The 13,882-nt window shown below is 65.8% G+C and carries 13 protein-coding genes and 1 pseudogene; 6 read left to right on the top strand and 8 right to left on the bottom strand.

The features are described from left to right. The first annotated feature begins 24 nt into the window (after positions 1 to 24). Both QC826_RS05995 and QC826_RS05990 read left to right on the top strand, forming a co-directional pair. On the top strand, positions 25 to 816 hold the full coding sequence (locus QC826_RS05995) for a TonB-dependent receptor domain-containing protein (protein WP_279764806.1): 792 nt from the start codon (positions 25 to 27) through the stop codon (positions 814 to 816). Beyond that, a complete protein-coding gene (locus QC826_RS05990) occupies positions 816 to 2,009 on the top strand; it encodes a glycerophosphodiester phosphodiesterase (RefSeq protein ID WP_279764805.1) in 1,194 nt (397 codons plus the stop codon). Before QC826_RS05995 ends, QC826_RS05990 begins: the two co-directional genes overlap by 1 nt. Before the next feature lie 2 nt (positions 2,010 to 2,011). Here the strand turns inward: QC826_RS05990 and QC826_RS05985 are convergent, their stop codons facing one another. The 3 genes from QC826_RS05985 to QC826_RS05975 all read right to left on the bottom strand — a co-directional run bounded on the left by QC826_RS05985 (position 2,012) and on the right by QC826_RS05975 (position 6,364). Further along, positions 2,012 to 2,626, bottom strand: a complete 615-nt coding sequence (locus tag QC826_RS05985; RefSeq protein WP_279764804.1) for a GyrI-like domain-containing protein — start codon at positions 2,624 to 2,626, stop codon at positions 2,012 to 2,014. A gap of 107 nt (positions 2,627 to 2,733) precedes the next feature. Next, positions 2,734 to 3,915 carry a hemin-degrading factor gene (locus QC826_RS05980; protein WP_279764803.1) on the bottom strand — a complete coding sequence of 394 codons (1,182 nt, stop codon included), beginning with the start codon at positions 3,913 to 3,915 and terminating at the stop codon, positions 2,734 to 2,736. Between the two features lie 25 nt (positions 3,916 to 3,940). Then, positions 3,941 to 6,364 carry a TonB-dependent receptor domain-containing protein gene (locus QC826_RS05975; RefSeq protein ID WP_279764802.1) on the bottom strand — a complete coding sequence of 808 codons (2,424 nt, stop codon included), beginning with the start codon at positions 6,362 to 6,364 and terminating at the stop codon, positions 3,941 to 3,943. A gap of 360 nt (positions 6,365 to 6,724) precedes the next feature. Here QC826_RS05975 and yidD point away from each other — a divergent pair, with 360 nt between their 5' ends. Continuing rightward, the gene (gene yidD / locus QC826_RS05970) at positions 6,725 to 7,159 is read left to right on the top strand and encodes a membrane protein insertion efficiency factor YidD (RefSeq protein ID WP_279764801.1); all 435 of its coding nucleotides are present in this window, start codon (positions 6,725 to 6,727) and stop codon (positions 7,157 to 7,159) included. A gap of 20 nt (positions 7,160 to 7,179) precedes the next feature. Here the strand turns inward: yidD and QC826_RS05965 are convergent, their stop codons facing one another. After that, positions 7,180 to 7,563 carry a TipAS antibiotic-recognition domain-containing protein gene (locus QC826_RS05965; RefSeq protein WP_279764800.1) on the bottom strand — a complete coding sequence of 128 codons (384 nt, stop codon included), beginning with the start codon at positions 7,561 to 7,563 and terminating at the stop codon, positions 7,180 to 7,182. A gap of 141 nt (positions 7,564 to 7,704) precedes the next feature. Between QC826_RS05965 and QC826_RS05960 the strand changes: the two genes are divergently transcribed. After that, complete coding sequence (locus QC826_RS05960; RefSeq protein ID WP_279764799.1) at positions 7,705 to 8,067, top strand: hypothetical protein; 363 nt, start codon at positions 7,705 to 7,707, stop codon at positions 8,065 to 8,067. Positions 8,068 to 8,220: 153 nt separating this feature from the next. Here the strand turns inward: QC826_RS05960 and ftsB are convergent, their stop codons facing one another. The 4 genes and pseudogenes from ftsB to QC826_RS05940 all read right to left on the bottom strand — a co-directional run bounded on the left by ftsB (position 8,221) and on the right by QC826_RS05940 (position 12,581). After that, positions 8,221 to 8,550: a cell division protein FtsB gene (gene ftsB, locus QC826_RS05955; RefSeq protein ID WP_279764798.1), complete on the bottom strand. Its 330-nt coding sequence runs from the start codon at positions 8,548 to 8,550 to the stop codon at positions 8,221 to 8,223. Positions 8,551 to 8,629: 79 nt separating this feature from the next. Then, positions 8,630 to 9,913 carry a phosphopyruvate hydratase gene (eno, locus tag QC826_RS05950; RefSeq protein WP_093387751.1) on the bottom strand — a complete coding sequence of 428 codons (1,284 nt, stop codon included), beginning with the start codon at positions 9,911 to 9,913 and terminating at the stop codon, positions 8,630 to 8,632. Positions 9,914 to 10,036: 123 nt separating this feature from the next. Next, positions 10,037 to 10,890, bottom strand: a pseudogene (gene kdsA, locus QC826_RS05945) (3-deoxy-8-phosphooctulonate synthase). After that, positions 10,887 to 12,581 carry a CTP synthase gene (locus tag QC826_RS05940; RefSeq protein WP_279764797.1) on the bottom strand — a complete coding sequence of 565 codons (1,695 nt, stop codon included), beginning with the start codon at positions 12,579 to 12,581 and terminating at the stop codon, positions 10,887 to 10,889. The pseudogene kdsA and the gene QC826_RS05940 overlap by 4 nt, the downstream one beginning before the upstream one ends. 244 nt (positions 12,582 to 12,825) lie before the next feature. Between QC826_RS05940 and QC826_RS05935 the strand changes: the two genes are divergently transcribed. Beyond that, positions 12,826 to 13,245, top strand: coding sequence for a PRC-barrel domain-containing protein (locus QC826_RS05935; protein WP_279764796.1), 420 nt, complete (start codon positions 12,826 to 12,828; stop codon positions 13,243 to 13,245). Between the two features lie 304 nt (positions 13,246 to 13,549). After that, positions 13,550 to 13,765 carry a hypothetical protein gene (locus QC826_RS05930; RefSeq protein ID WP_279764795.1) on the top strand — a complete coding sequence of 72 codons (216 nt, stop codon included), beginning with the start codon at positions 13,550 to 13,552 and terminating at the stop codon, positions 13,763 to 13,765. Positions 13,766 to 13,882: the final 117 nt, after the last annotated feature.

The following is a 13,882-nucleotide window of genomic DNA, read 5'->3' as shown; positions in this document are numbered from 1 at the left end:
TGGGACATCACCGCGCACGACCAGATGTTCGTCAACGTGCAAAAGAACATGCGCCAGTTCGTCACCTACGGCGGCGGCGGCGCCTCGCCGTGGAGCCTGGCCAGCCAGCCGGCCTTCGACCTGTTCAAGGCCACCGCCAAGCCGGAAACCTCGGTCACCTACGAGCTGGGCCTGCGCTCCAACCACCAGGTCGACCTGGGACCGATCTCGGCCATCGACGGACAGGTCAACGTCTACCACGTCGACTTCAAGGACCGCCTTCTGCAGATCAGCCCGACGCCGGTGCTGCTCTCCATCATCGGCGGCAACCCGGTGCTGGCCAACGTCGGTAGCGTCAAGACCGACGGCATCGACCTGTCCGGCACGCTGCACTTCGGCCGCATGTTCTCGTTCTACGACGCGCTGTCGTACAATCGCTCGACATACTCGGACAACTACAGCAACGGAGCGAGCGTGGTCCCCACAGCAGGCAAGGACGTGCCGGGCAGCCCGGAATGGATGAACAAGTTCGTCGCCACGCTGAACGTCGCCGACACCGAGTTCCAATTGATCGGCGACTACGTCGGCAAGCGCTACGCCACCTACACCAACGACCTCGGCGTGCCGAGCTACTTCCTGCTCAGCCTGGGCGTGTCCGGCAAGCTGCCGTTCATGAACGGCGGCGTCATCAAGAACGCCCGCTACCGCGTCAACGTCAGCAACCTGATGAACCGCGAAGGCAGCCTGAACGTGGTGGTCGGCGCCGCCGACAAGACCTACAACACCTTCCCTATCGCGCCGCGCCAGGGCTTCCTCACCGTCACGGCGGACTTCTGATGAGCAAACTGATCCTGCCTGGCCGCTTGTCGCGGCGCGGTTTCATCCACACCGCAGCCGTCGCCGGCGGCGCCGCGCTGCTGGCGCCGGGCGCCTTCGCGGCGGCCGCGTCGGGCTCCGCCGCCAGGGCTGCGGTCGCACCGGCCGCGGCTTCGGCTGCGGCTTCGGCCGCGTCCGCCGCCGCGCGGCCGCTGGTGTTCGGCCACCGCGGCGCCAGCGCGCTGCGCCCCGAGCACACGCTGGCCTCCTACGCCAAGGCCATCGCCGACGGCGCCGACTACATCGAGCCGGACCTGGTCAGCACCAAGGACGGCGTGCTGGTGGCGCGCCACGAGGCCAACCTGACCGAGACCACCGACGTCGCCGGCCGCGCCGAGTTCGCCAGCCGCCGCGCCAAGAAGACCATCGACGGCGAGACCCACGAGGGTTGGTTCGTCGACGACTTCACCCTGGCCGAGTTGAAGACCCTGCGCGCCGTCGAGCGCCTGCCGGTGGTGCGTCCCGGCAGCGCCCGGTACAACGGCATGTTCCAGGTCGCCACCTGGGAGGAGATCATCGACTTCGTCGCGGCCGAGTCCGCCACCGTGGGCCGCGCCATCGGCCTGGTGCCCGAGCTCAAGCACTCGACCTACTTCGCCGGCGTCGGCCTGGCGCTGGAGGACCGCTTCCTCGCCAGCCTGGCGGCGCACGAGTACACCCGGCGCAACCCGGTCGAGATCCAATCGTTCGAGGTGGCCAACTTGAAATACATGCGCGGCAAGCTGGGCCGCCGCGCCAACCTGCGCCTGATGCAACTGGTGGTCGGCGGCCCGCTGCGGCCGAGCGACGTGGCCGCCGCCGGCGGCACGCTGACCTTCGAGCAGATGTGCACGCCGGCCGGCCTGCGCGAGATCGCCACCTACGCCGACGTGGTCGCCCCTCCGACGCGCGCGCTGATCCCTCTCGACAAGAACGGCAAGCTGGGCCGGCCGACCGCGCTGGTCGACGACGCCCACAAGGCCGGCCTGCGCGTCGAGCCGTGGACCTTCCGTCCGGAGAACCGCTTCCTGGCGGCCGACTTCCGCGACGGCGGCGGCGACAACGCGCGCAACGAGATCGGCTCGATCGCCGAGATCAAGCGCTACCTGGCGACCGGCATCGACGGCTTCTTCACCGACGACCCGGCGCTGGGCCGGGCCGCCATCGGCAGCTGAAGCTAGCCCGCCCGCATGGGGTGGCGAATGATGGTCCTCCACTTGTCCGGCGCGGCGCGGCGGATATCGCTCAGATAGATCTCGTGGTGCTTGCCGCGCCGGCCGCCGCGCTCGTCGATGTAGGCGTGCAGGCGGTCGATGTTCGGCTTCTCCTCGCTGAACGGGCCGACGTGCAGCAGCTGCGCGCAGTGGCCCTCCGTAAAACTCTCGAAACGCAGGCGCTCCAAGCCGGGCAAGGCTTTCTTCTTGTGCACCTCGGCCATGGCCGCATTGATGATGTCGGCGCCGACGAAGTCCGGCTGCAGGATCATCATGGTCCAGTGCCACTGGCTGCGGTCGTTCGTCTCGAAGGCCGCCATATCGTCGGCCCACCACAGCCCCTCCAGCGGCATGACCGCGTAATCGATCTGCCGCAGTCCTTTTTTGAGCATGAACTTGGCCGTGTAGGCCACCGAGAACAGCGCCTCGACCGCCTCGGCATAGGCCGGCGTGGTGTTGGGGTCGCCCTGGCCGTCGACCATCAGATAGTGAAGGGGCGGCACATCCACCTCCGCCACCGCCTTGGCCGACGGCTGGTACAACTGCTTCCAATCCTTTTTCAGGTCGATCTTTTCCACTAGCCCTCCGAATGTTGAGTGTGTCACCACTATCATTCTAACAACATCCCATCCTTCTCCGCGCCCACAAAAACAAGCGGGGGGAGCTTGGGCTTAGGCCGGCGGGATTACTTCGCGGCGTGGGCCTGCATGGCGACGGCCTTGGGCAGCGCGGCGGTCATGTCGACCCAGCTTTGCGGCTGCGGCTTGGCGCGCTCGCGCACGCCGAAGAAGCTGACCACCAGCTCGCCGTTCTTGTCGAAGAACTCGACCGAGGTGACGCCGGCGCGCTTGATCACCCAGCCGCTGGCGAAGGCGCTGTCGCGCAGGTGCAGGTTGAACTCGGGGTCGAGCACGTTGAAGTAGCCGCCCGCCTCCATCACCTTGTTGACCTTGCCGCTGAAGATCTGGATCACCGACTCGTTGCCCAAAAACGCCATGATGTCGAGCTGCTGCTTGGCCGATTCGCCGAGCAACTGGCGCACCGCCTGCGGCGTGACGCGCTGCGCCGCGCCGGGCGGCGCCAGCCGCATGGCCTGCTCGCGCGAGACGCCGAACTCGGTCAGCAGGCGGTTGAACTGGTGCACGTCGCCCAGCTCGCCCCAGGCGGCCTGGAACTCCTTGACGTCGATGGCGCTGTCCGGCTTTTCGACCGGCTTGACGGGCGCGGCGGCCAGCTTCAGCGTGGCGCTTTGCACCGGATTGCGGAAGTCGGCCACCAGCTTGTCGAAGACGGCGTTGCCGGCCTCGCTCTTGACGAAGATCTTGTGCGCGGCGTTGCCCTGCTCGTCGAAGAACTGCAGGCTGCGCGAGACCACGCCGTCGCGGCCCGGTTGCACCACGGCGAAGGTGTAGGCCCAGTGCTTGAAGGTGAAGCGCAGGTCGATCTCGCCGCCCAGGTAGCCGCCGGCGATGTTGCGCATGCGCGCCTCGCGCTCCTTTTCCTTGTCGGCGTCGAGGCCGGTGATCTCCTCCTGCGGCTTGAGCTTGGTGGCCACGCCGGTGCGCTCGAGCACGCCGTTCTCGTTGCGCGTCAGCGCCATCACCTTGCCCAGGTCCAGCGCGCGGCGCATGATTTCGCGCGGCACGTTGTCGCCCTCCTTCAGGCGGGTGACGGTCTTGCCCAGGCCGACGACGAGCAGCTCGGCCTCGGACACCTTGAGCGTCTTGGCGGCATCGCGCAGCGGCAGCTTGGGCTGCTCGGCGCGCAGCGCCTCCCAGCGTTCGTTCAGGCTGGCGGCGCCGGCCTGCACGCTGATCAGTAGCAGGGCGCCGGTCAGCGCGAGGGCATAGCGGTGGTGGTGTTTCATATCGTCTCCAATCGATTGGTGGGGTTTAGTAAATGACTTTCAGGTTGAGCGCGTAATTGCGCCCCGGACGCACCTGGCGTTCGATGTCGGCCAGGGTGGCCGCGTTGCTGCCGGCCGGCAGCGCGCGCGACGAGGCGTAGTCCCAATACTTGCGGTCGCTCAGGTTGTTGACGCTGGCGTGCAGGCTGGCGTGCTTGCCGAGGTTCCAATAGGTCGCCAGGTCCAGCACCGTCGACGAGGGGATGGCGAAGCGCGCGGCGCTGACGCCGCCGATCACGTCCTCGCGCGCCTGCTTGCCGCGCACGTGGACCGTGCTCAGCGAAAAGCCGCCGCGCAGCGCCGGGTCGTCGTAGGCCAGGCTCAGGCTGGCCTTGTACGGCAGGGTCGAGGCCAGCTCGCTGCGCTTGCCGCTCTGCGTGTTGCGCGCGCTGCTGCGCTGCATGCCGGCCGCCGCCAGCAGGCTGTAGCCCTTCAGCGGCGCCGACCACCGGCCCAGCGCGAAGCGGCTCGACACTTCGCCGCCCCAGGTGCTGGCCTGGCCGACGTTCTCGGGACGGAACAGGCCGTACGTCAGCGTCGGATAGTTGACCGGGTCGGGCTCTTGCGCGGCGTATTCGATGAAGTTGTCGTAGCGGGTGTGGAACAGCGCGGCGCTCAGCTCGACGCCGGCGGCGGGCGCGCCCTTCAGGCCCAGCTCGACGGCGTTGCTGGTCTCCTTTTTCAAGTTGGCGTTGCCCAGCACGGCGTAGCCGGCGCCGCTGCCGGTGTAGCTGAACGAGTCGTAGGTGCCGCTGCGCTCGGCCGCCGTCGGCAGGCGGGTGCCCCGGCTGTACTGGGCGTAGGCGTTGAAGTTCGGCGTCAGCTCGACCGACAGGCTCAGGCTGGGTGTGAGGAAGAAGTCGCTCTCGTCGCCGATCTCCTTGGCCGCGCCGGGCAGGGCCACCACGTAGCCTTGCAGATTGTTCGGGCTGAGCTTGCGCCGCTCGCCGCGCAGGCCGGGCGCCAGCACGGCGCTGTGGCCGCCGAGGTTGAAGCTGAGCTCGCCGCGCAGATAGGCGGCCAGGCGCTCGGTGCGCATGTCGACCATGCGGTTCTTCACCATGATCTGGTGGGCGCCGGTGCTGACGACGGTGCTGTCCTCGCGCCACGGCCGGCGGCTGTCCTGCTGCTCCCAGCTCAGGCCGTAGGCCAGCAGCGCGGCGGCGTTGAGCTGTTTGCTGGCGTCCAGGCCCAGGCCGTCGCTCTTGTTGTAGAAGCCGGTCTCTATGTTGCGCAGCGTCGTCTGGCCACGGCTGACGTAGCGCGCGCGGGTCTGGTCCTCGACCTTGGAATCCTGCGTGTAGAGGCGGCTGTCGAGCGTGTCGAACAGGGCGAAGCCGCTCGGCGTGTACTGGTGCTCGACGCTGTAGCGGGTGCGCTTGGTGTGCGAGTCCTGCGTGGCGCCGTCCGGGTAGGAGGCGCCCTGCTTGTTGTCGAAGGCGCGCGCGTGCTTGGTGTCGAAGTTGTCGATGGTGAAGCCGAGCTTGTGGCCGGTGGCCAGCGCCCAGTTGAACTTGATCAGCTGCGAGTCGGAGTGCCAGTCGTCCGGGTTGACCTTGACGCTGCCCTTGCTGTCGGCCTGCGCGCCGTCGCGGTGCACCAGCACGGCCAGCGCCCGCAGCGGCCCCAGCTGGGCGGCGCCGGTCAGCGCGTGCATCTTGCTGGCGTTGGCCGAGTTGTAGCCGAAGCTGTAGTCGGCGTAGCGGCTCACGCTGTCGCTCAGGTAGTCGTCGGGCGACTTGGTGACGAACAGCACCGAGCCGCCCAGGCCGGGCGCGCCGGCGCCGGCCGGCGTGGTGCCGGAGCCGATGCGCACCTCGCGGAAGGTTTGCGGGTCGAAGTAGTCGCGCGCCACGCCGAAGCCGGCCAGGGTGGTGCCGTCCGGCTTGGGCGCGGCGTCCGGCAGCGAGATGCCGTCCACCTCCAGGCTGATGCGGTTGCCCTCGACGCCGCGGATGTTGAAGCTGGTGTTGCCGGCGCCGTCCCAGATGTTGCCCGAGCCGCTGGCCGCGCCCGGCACGCTGATCAGCGGCGCGTAGCGGGCCATGTCGGCCATGTCGGCGACGTTGCGCGCGCCCAGCTCCCTGGCGCCGATGACGGTGCTGGTGCCGGCGCGGCTGGCGGCCTCGTCGGCCTTGGCCTTGACGACGATCTCGGACAGCTCGGCGGCGGTGCGCGGCTTGGCGCCGTCGCCGGCCTTGGCCGGGGCGGCCGGCGCTTGGGCCACGGCGGGGGCGCCCGCCGGGGCGGAGCTCTGCGCCTGGGCCTGCGACAGCGGCGCGCCGAGCAGACTCAGCAGTGCGGACTGGACGGCCAGGGCCAGCAGGCGCGGGCGAATGGTCTGGCAGGAGGAGGAAAACGCGAGGGTATGCGCGGCCGAATGCCGGGCGCCTTGGTGGGTAGCAGCCATAGTGGTCCAAGTGTGAGAGTGGGGAACGGCTGGCTCTTGCACAACGTGGACACGTGGGGCGGCAAAGATGGCTGGCAACAGCGCATCTTATCAATAATGATTCTCATTTACAAGCGAAAATGTGCGGGCCGTAGGATATCGCCGGCCGCGCCGCAGGGCGCCGGCGATGATGCGGCGCGCCTAATCAGGCAGAAAAGCCATCGACACCGCGCCGCCGCAACGCAGCCGCCCCCGCCATATCGTTGACCGATATGCAAAAGGTGGGCATAGTGAAAGATTGGCAAATTGCCTTGATTGATCAATAGTTAATGCTCGCACGAAACCCGCGCCGGCACAACCATGCAAACCTCCGACCCGCCTATGAGAAGCATCGCCCTCGCCGCCATCGCGCTGTACCGTCGCCACCTGTCGCCCAGAAAAGGGTTTTCCTGCGCCTACCGCGTGCACACCGGCCGCGACAGCTGCTCCGCCTACGGCCAGCGGGTCATCCAGCGCTTCGGCCTGGGCACAGGCCTGGCCCTGCTCAGGCGGCGCATGGCCGCCTGCGGCGCGCAGCACCGGAGCCACCGGCCCCAACAGGCGTCGGGCGTCGTGGCGCCACTGCGCGCGGCGCCGCGCCACGGCCCGCAGGCCGGCTTCTGCGACCTCCCCTGCGAGATTCCCACCTGCGAACTGTCGCTGGGAGAGACACTGGGCACGTGCGCCGATTGTGCGCCGTGCGACTGGCCCTTCCACCGCTGCAAACGCGACAGGGACCGCTACGTCGACATCCGCCCCAACTCGGGGCCGTTCTAGCCGCGCGCGCCCCCGCCGCCTCAAATGCTGTTGCGGGCGTAGATGAACACCGCGTCGCCGAGGAACTCGGCCATCTTCGGATGGTAGGCGTTGTGGAAGTCGCGCATGTCCTGGTTGTCCATGTAGAACAGGCCCATGCCGATGTAGGCCTCGCGGCTCGGCTTGTAGAAGCGGCTGGCGATCTCGTAGTGGCGCGCCATCAGCTCCTGCACCGCGTCGTCGCCGGGCAGCAGGTCGTCGATCAGCGGCGCGATCTCGCGGTACAGGCTGTCCCAGTCGGCGTGGGTTTGCTTGCGGTCCACGTGGGCCCAGTTGCTGGTGTCGGCCAGCGACTGGCTCTGTTCGGCCAGCATCTGGTTGCGGCATTGGTCGAAGTATTCGCCATCCAAATCGTCCATATTCATTCGGTGCTCTTTCTAATTAGGGGCCGGGCCGAAAGAATAGCACATGAGCCGAGTTATTTTTTCCGCAATATGTCGTTACGCGCAAGGCAATTTATGGTAATCTACAATATTGCACAGTGGCAACCACACTTGGAGCTCACCATGACGCACCCCACCAACCTGTATTCCGCCGTCGCCGCCGAGATCGACCCGCACCGCCAGGACGAACTCTGGCGCGCCGGCATGCTGGCCGACATGAACGCCGAGTACAACCGCAGCGGCAAGATCACCTGCTTCTTCCAGGAAGTGTTGGCGCACTTTTCCGAGCTGCCGGCCGAGGAGCAGGCGCAGTATCCGGAGGGCTACGCCGAGGAGCTGCAGCAGAAGATCGCGCTGGATTACAACTACCGCGACGGCGGCATCGGCGGCAACCGCCTGGGGCGCGACGTCAGCAAGGTCATGTACCAGCCGCTCGACGCGCTCAACGCGATCGCTCCGCGCAAGCCCTTGCGCAAGGCCGCCTGAGGCGCAACGCCGCGACAGCGGCGACAGCAGCAACAACGACGGCAAACCGGCAAGGGTTTGCCGTTGTCGCTTGTAGAGCGTGAATTTTTTTGGGGAAGGAATTGCGGGAGGTGCCCGTGGCCCGTGGCGCGCGGCGCAAGCGCGGGACGCGCCCTACTGGGCGATGTCGACCGGTGCGGCGGCGGCGGCCGGCACGGCCGGCTCGGCCTGGCCCTTGCCGACGATCTGGATGAAGATCTCGTTCTGTTTGATCATGCTCAGCTCGTAGCGGGCGCGTTCCTCGACGGCGCCGGTGCCGTCCTTCAGGTCGCGCACTTCGGAATCGAGCTTGGCGTTGCGGGCGATCAGCTCCGCGTTCTTCTTGTGGGCCACGTCAACCTGGCCCTCGAAATCGGCGACGCGCAGCCAGCCCCCCTTCCCCAGCCAGAGCGGGTACTGAATCAACAGCAGCAGGGCTGCCAGTGCGAGGGTAATCAAGCGCATCGGTATGGCGGAAAAGGAGATGGCCCGACGGGCGGGCCGAAAAACTGCGGCCGGACATCAATCCGGCCGCATCTTAGCATTACTTCAGGTTGTAGAACGCGTCACGGCCTGGGTAGCTGGCGACGTCGCCGAGGTCTTCCTCGATGCGCAGCAGCTGGTTGTACTTGGCCATGCGGTCCGAACGCGACATCGAGCCGGTCTTGATCTGCAGCGCGTTCATGCCGACGGCGATGTCGGCGATGGTCGAGTCCTCGGTCTCGCCCGAGCGGTGCGAGATGACGGCGGTGTAGCCGGCGCGCTTGGCCATTTCGATGGCGGCGAAGGTCTCGGTCAGGGTGCCGATCTGGTTGATCTTGATCAGGATCGAGTTGGCGATGCCCTTCGAGATGCCTTCCTTGAGGATCTTGGTGTTGGTGACGTACAGGTCGTCGCCGACCAGTTGCACCTTCTTGCCCAGTTCCTTGGTCAGGATCGCCCAGCCGTCCCAGTCGCCTTCGTGCATCGCGTCCTCGATCGAGATGATCGGGTACTTGTCGCACCAGGTCGCCAGCAGGTTGGTGAACTCGGTGGCGGTCAGGCTCAGACCCTCGCCTTCCAGTTCATACTTGCCGTCCTTGTAGAACTCGGAGGCGGCGCAGTCCAGGCCCAGGGCGATCTGGGTGCCCGGCTCGTAGCCGGCTTCTTCGATCGCCTGGATGATCAGCTTGATCGCCTCTTCATGGTTGGCCAGCGATGGCGCGAAACCACCCTCGTCGCCCACCGCCGTGCTCAGGCCCTTCTTGTGCAGGATCTTTTTCAGCGTGTGGAACACTTCGGCGCCGTAACGCACGGCTTCCTTGAAGGAAGGCGCGCCGACCGGGATGATCATGAATTCCTGGATGTCCAGGTTGTTGTCGGCGTGGGCGCCGCCGTTGATCACGTTCATCATCGGCACCGGCAGTTGCATCGCGCCCGAACCGCCGAAGTAGCGGTACAGCGGCAGGCCGGCTTCCTCGGCGGCGGCCTTGGCCACGGCCATCGACACGGCCAGCATGGCGTTGGCGCCCAGGCGGCCCTTGTTCTCGGTGCCGTCCAGGTCGATCAGGGTGCGGTCGAGGAAGGCTTGCTCGTTGGCGTCCAGGCCCATGATGGCTTCGGAGATTTCGGTGTTGATGTTCTCGCAGGCTTGCAGCACGCCCTTGCCGAAGTAGCGCTTCATGTCGCCGTCGCGCAGCTCGATGGCTTCGCGCGAACCGGTCGAGGCGCCGGACGGCACGGCGGCGCGGCCCATCACGCCCGATTCCAGCAGAACGTCGCATTCAACGGTCGGATTGCCGCGCGAGTCAATGATTTCACGGCCGATAATATCAACAATAGCACTCATAACATTCTCCAAAGGGTGAAAAACGAAGTCGCTCGCCGCGTCTGTTGCGCGTCTTGCGGGTCAGGGGTAGGACAAACAAAATCCGGCGTGGGGACACGCCGGATTTGGTAGAACGGGCAAAAACTAGTTGAAGCTGGCTTCCAGGAAGCCGGCCTTCTTGGTGATGCGGTCGAGCTCGATCAAGGTCGACAGCAACTCCTTCATGCGGCCCAGCGGCACGGCGTTGGGGCCGTCCGACAGCGCGGTGGCCGGCGTCGGGTGGGTTTCCATGAACAGGCCGGCAACGCCGACCGCCACGGCGGCGCGCGCCAGCACCGGCACGAACTCGCGCTGGCCGCCGGACGAGGTGCCCTGGCCGCCCGGCAGCTGCACCGAGTGGGTGGCGTCGAACACCACCGGGCAGGCGGTCTCGCGCATGATGGCGAGCGAACGCATGTCCGACACCAGGTTGTTGTAGCCGAACGAGACACCGCGCTCGCAGGCCATGAAGACGTCCTCCGGCAGACCCTTGTCGCGCGCGGCGGCGCGGGCCTTGTCGATGACGTTCTTCATGTCGCCGGGGGCCAGGAACTGGCCCTTCTTGATGTTGACCGGCTTGCCCGACTGGGCGCAGGCGATGATGAAATCGGTCTGGCGGCACAGGAAGGCCGGCGTCTGCAGCACGTCGACCACCGAGGCGACGGCGGCGATCTCTTCGATCGTGTGCACGTCGGTCAGCACCGGCACGCCCAGCTCGCGCTTGACGTCGCCCAGGATCTCCAGCCCTTGTCCATGCCCGGACCACGGTAGGTGCTACCGGAGGAACGATTGGCCTTGTCGAACGAGGACTTGTAGATGAAGGGGATGCCCAGTTCGGCCGTCATTTCCTTCAGCGCGCCGGCCGTGTCGAAGGCCATCTGGCGCGATTCGATCACGCAGGTGCCGGCGATCAGGAAGAACGGCTGGTCGAGGCCAACGTCAAATCCGCACAATTTCATGCTGCGTCTCCTTGCAAGGGGGTGTCGGCGACCACGTGCAGCGCAGGCTTGCCGCTGGCCGACTGGTGCGCCAGCGCCGCCTTGATGAAGGAGGTGAACAGCGGGTGGCCGTCGCGCGGGGTCGACTTGAACTCGGGGTGGTATTGCACGCCCATGTACCAAGGGTGGGCGTTGTCGCCGGTGCGCGGCAGTTCCATGATCTCGCACAGGTTCTCGGTCGGGGTGCGCGCCGCCACCACCAGGCCGGCCGCTTCGACGCGCGGCAGGTAGTGGTTGTTGGCCTCGTAGCGGTGGCGGTGACGCTCGGTCACCACGCCGCCGTAGATCTCCGAGGCCAGCGTGCCCGGCTTGACGGCGCAGGTCTGCGCGCCCAGGCGCATGGTGCCGCCCATGTCGGAGTTCTCGTCGCGCTTTTCGACCTTGCCGTCCTGGCCCTGCCATTCGTCGATCAGGGCGACGACGGGTTGGTCGGTGTCGAGGTCGAACTCGGTCGAGTTGGCGTTGCTCAGGCCGGCCTTGTGGCGGGCGTATTCGATCAGCGCGACCTGCATGCCCAGGCAGATGCCCAGGTAGGGGATCTTGTTCTCGCGGGCGAACTGGGCCGCCATGATCTTGCCTTCCACGCCGCGCTTGCCGAAGCCGCCCGGCACCAGGATGGCGTCGAACTTGGCCAGGCCGGCGCAACCGATGGTCTCGAGCTCTTCCGAGTCGATGTATTCGATGTTGACGCGGCTCTCGTTGTGGATGCCGGCGTGGCGCAGCGCCTCGGTGAGCGACTTGTAGGACTCGGTCAGGTCGACGTACTTGCCGACCATGCCGATCGACACTTCCGACTTCGGATGCTCGAGCGTGTAGATCAGGCGGCTCCACACCGACAGGTCGGCCGGCGCCGGGTTCAGGTCCAGCGCCTCGCAGATGATCGCGTCCAGGCCCTGGTCGTGCAGCATCTGCGGCACCTTGTAGATGGTGTCGACGTCCCACACCGAGATCACGGCGTGCTCTTCGATGTTGGAGAACAGCGAGATCTTGGCGCGCTCGTCGTCCGGGATCGGCCGGTCGGCGCGGCACAGCAGCGCGTTCGGCGAGATGCCGATCTCGCGCAGCTTCTGCACCGAGTGCTGGGTCGGCTTGGTCTTGAGCTCGCCCGCGGAGGCGATGAAGGGCACCAGCGTCAGGTGGACGAAGGCGGTGTTCTTGCGGCCGGCGCGCAGGCTCAGCTGGCGTGCCGCCTCCAGGAAGGGCAAGGACTCGATGTCGCCGACGGTGCCGCCGATTTCGCACAGGGCCACGTCGTAGCCTTCGGCGCCGCGACGGATGTAGTCCTGGATTTCGTTGGTGATGTGCGGGATCACCTGTACCGTCTTGCCCAGGTACTCGCCGCGGCGTTCCTTGCGGATCACCGATTCGTAGATCTGGCCGGTGGTGAAGTTGTTGACCTTTTTCATGCGGGTCGAGATGAAGCGCTCGTAGTGGCCGAGGTCGAGGTCGGTTTCGGCCCCGTCGTCGGTGACGAACACTTCACCGTGCTGCATAGGGCTCATCGTGCCAGGATCGACGTTGATATACGGGTCGAGCTTGAGCATGGTGACTTTGAGGCCGCGCGATTCGAGGATCGCGGCGAGAGAGGCGGCGGCAATCCCTTTACCAAGGGAAGACACGACGCCGCCGGTGACGAAGACAAATTTGGTCATTGCAGATGGTGCCGAACGGCACGTGCGGGAAATTGAAATTATATCCTAAAACGGCTAATTCTTCAGCATTGCGCCGGGATAAAACCGCTAACGGGCGTAAAATTCCCTTATCGGGGCGTGGAAAAATAGTCAGAAACTTAATCTATTTCTGTCCGGAATTAACTATCCGGGGGCAATGTGGCGCAGCGCACCGACCGCGCCGGCGCCGCGCGCCAACATGGCATTTTCGACAAGGGAGGACAACATGAGCTACCACAGCCTGGACGCCGACGGCGTCTACGTCGACGCCGGCCCGCAGGGACCGGGACCGGCCCTGATGGGCGCCGGCAGCCTGATCGGCGACCACGTGCACAACCTCAAGGGCGAGCACCTGGGACTGATCAAGGAGATCATGCTCGACATGCACGACGGCAAGATCGCCTACGCCGTCATGGCCCACGGCGGCCTGCTGACGCTGGGCGGCAAGCTGTTCGCCGTGCCCTGGGAGGCGCTGACGCTGGACGCCGCCAACCGCCGCTTCACCCTCAACATCGACCGCGAGCGCATCGCCAACGCGCCCGGCTTCGACCCGGCCCACTGGCCCGACATGGCCAACCAGGCCTGGTCGGCGCAGGTGCACGACTACTACCAGCACCCGGCCGAGCCGCGTTCCGGCCAGAGCTGAGCAGAGCCAATCACGAGGTAAAGTTACCCTCCAGCAGAAACAGAAAAAAGCCGCCGAGCCAAGCGATATTTGCGGGGTTGGCGGCGACATTTGTGCAATCAGGATTCGCATGGAAACTATGCTCCCGAAATCGGCCTGACAAACTCACCATCCATCACCATCCACATCCTACAGCACTACCTTGCCGCCAAAAAATTCGAGGGAACTATTCGACATGAGAGGAGGTGAGACCACAAGGTGGCCTCTAAAAACCTACCACCCGCCTGACTCGGAAAAATTCCAGCATAGGCAACGAGTACCCGCGATGATGAAACCCCGAATCAGTCTGTTTGCAGAGCACGAGCGCGAAGATCGGCGTACAAAGATCGGCGATCCGCTCGTTGGTATGAGCAAGCACATGGACTTCGAGGCGCTGGCCGCCGGTATCTATGCCGCCACCCCCAGCCCGTCGCGGGCCAAAGGCGGGCGTCCGCCTTATCCCACTGTGTTGATGGTCAAGATCTGGTGCTCCAGTAGCTAGTTCGTTGCCTTACATCGAAAAAGGCAGGTTATTCGAGGCGACCACAAGGCGGCAAAGTCAAATAAATTGAAAATTTGCAATAGAATTCAATATTGAAATTATTGATAAACATCAGAT

The organism is Rugamonas sp. DEMB1, assembly GCF_029834475.1.
Classification (GTDB): Bacteria; Pseudomonadota; Gammaproteobacteria; order Burkholderiales; family Burkholderiaceae_D; genus Rugamonas; species Rugamonas rubra.
This window is presented reverse-complemented; position numbering and strand designations above follow the sequence as displayed.

What these genes read in the sequence shown, in the direction of transcription:
- QC826_RS05995 (WP_279764806.1), top strand. Translation starts at nt 25, where the DNA reads ATGTTCGTCAACGTGCAAAAGAACATGCGCCAGTTCGTCACCTACGGC.
- QC826_RS05965 (WP_279764800.1), bottom strand. Translation starts at nt 7,563, where the DNA reads ATGAATATGGACGATTTGGATGGCGAATACTTCGACCAATGCCGCAAC.
- QC826_RS05960 (WP_279764799.1), top strand. Translation starts at nt 7,705, where the DNA reads ATGACGCACCCCACCAACCTGTATTCCGCCGTCGCCGCCGAGATCGAC.
- QC826_RS05935 (WP_279764796.1), top strand. Translation starts at nt 12,826, where the DNA reads ATGAGCTACCACAGCCTGGACGCCGACGGCGTCTACGTCGACGCCGGC.
- QC826_RS05975 (WP_279764802.1), bottom strand. Translation starts at nt 6,364, where the DNA reads ATGGCTGCTACCCACCAAGGCGCCCGGCATTCGGCCGCGCATACCCTC.
- QC826_RS05930 (WP_279764795.1), top strand. Translation starts at nt 13,550, where the DNA reads ATGATGAAACCCCGAATCAGTCTGTTTGCAGAGCACGAGCGCGAAGAT.
- yidD (WP_279764801.1), top strand. Translation starts at nt 6,725, where the DNA reads ATGAGAAGCATCGCCCTCGCCGCCATCGCGCTGTACCGTCGCCACCTG.
- QC826_RS05980 (WP_279764803.1), bottom strand. Translation starts at nt 3,915, where the DNA reads ATGAAACACCACCACCGCTATGCCCTCGCGCTGACCGGCGCCCTGCTA.
- ftsB (WP_279764798.1), bottom strand. Translation starts at nt 8,550, where the DNA reads ATGCGCTTGATTACCCTCGCACTGGCAGCCCTGCTGCTGTTGATTCAG.
- QC826_RS05990 (WP_279764805.1), top strand. Translation starts at nt 816, where the DNA reads ATGAGCAAACTGATCCTGCCTGGCCGCTTGTCGCGGCGCGGTTTCATC.
- eno (WP_093387751.1), bottom strand. Translation starts at nt 9,913, where the DNA reads ATGAGTGCTATTGTTGATATTATCGGCCGTGAAATCATTGACTCGCGC.
- QC826_RS05940 (WP_279764797.1), bottom strand. Translation starts at nt 12,581, where the DNA reads ATGACCAAATTTGTCTTCGTCACCGGCGGCGTCGTGTCTTCCCTTGGT.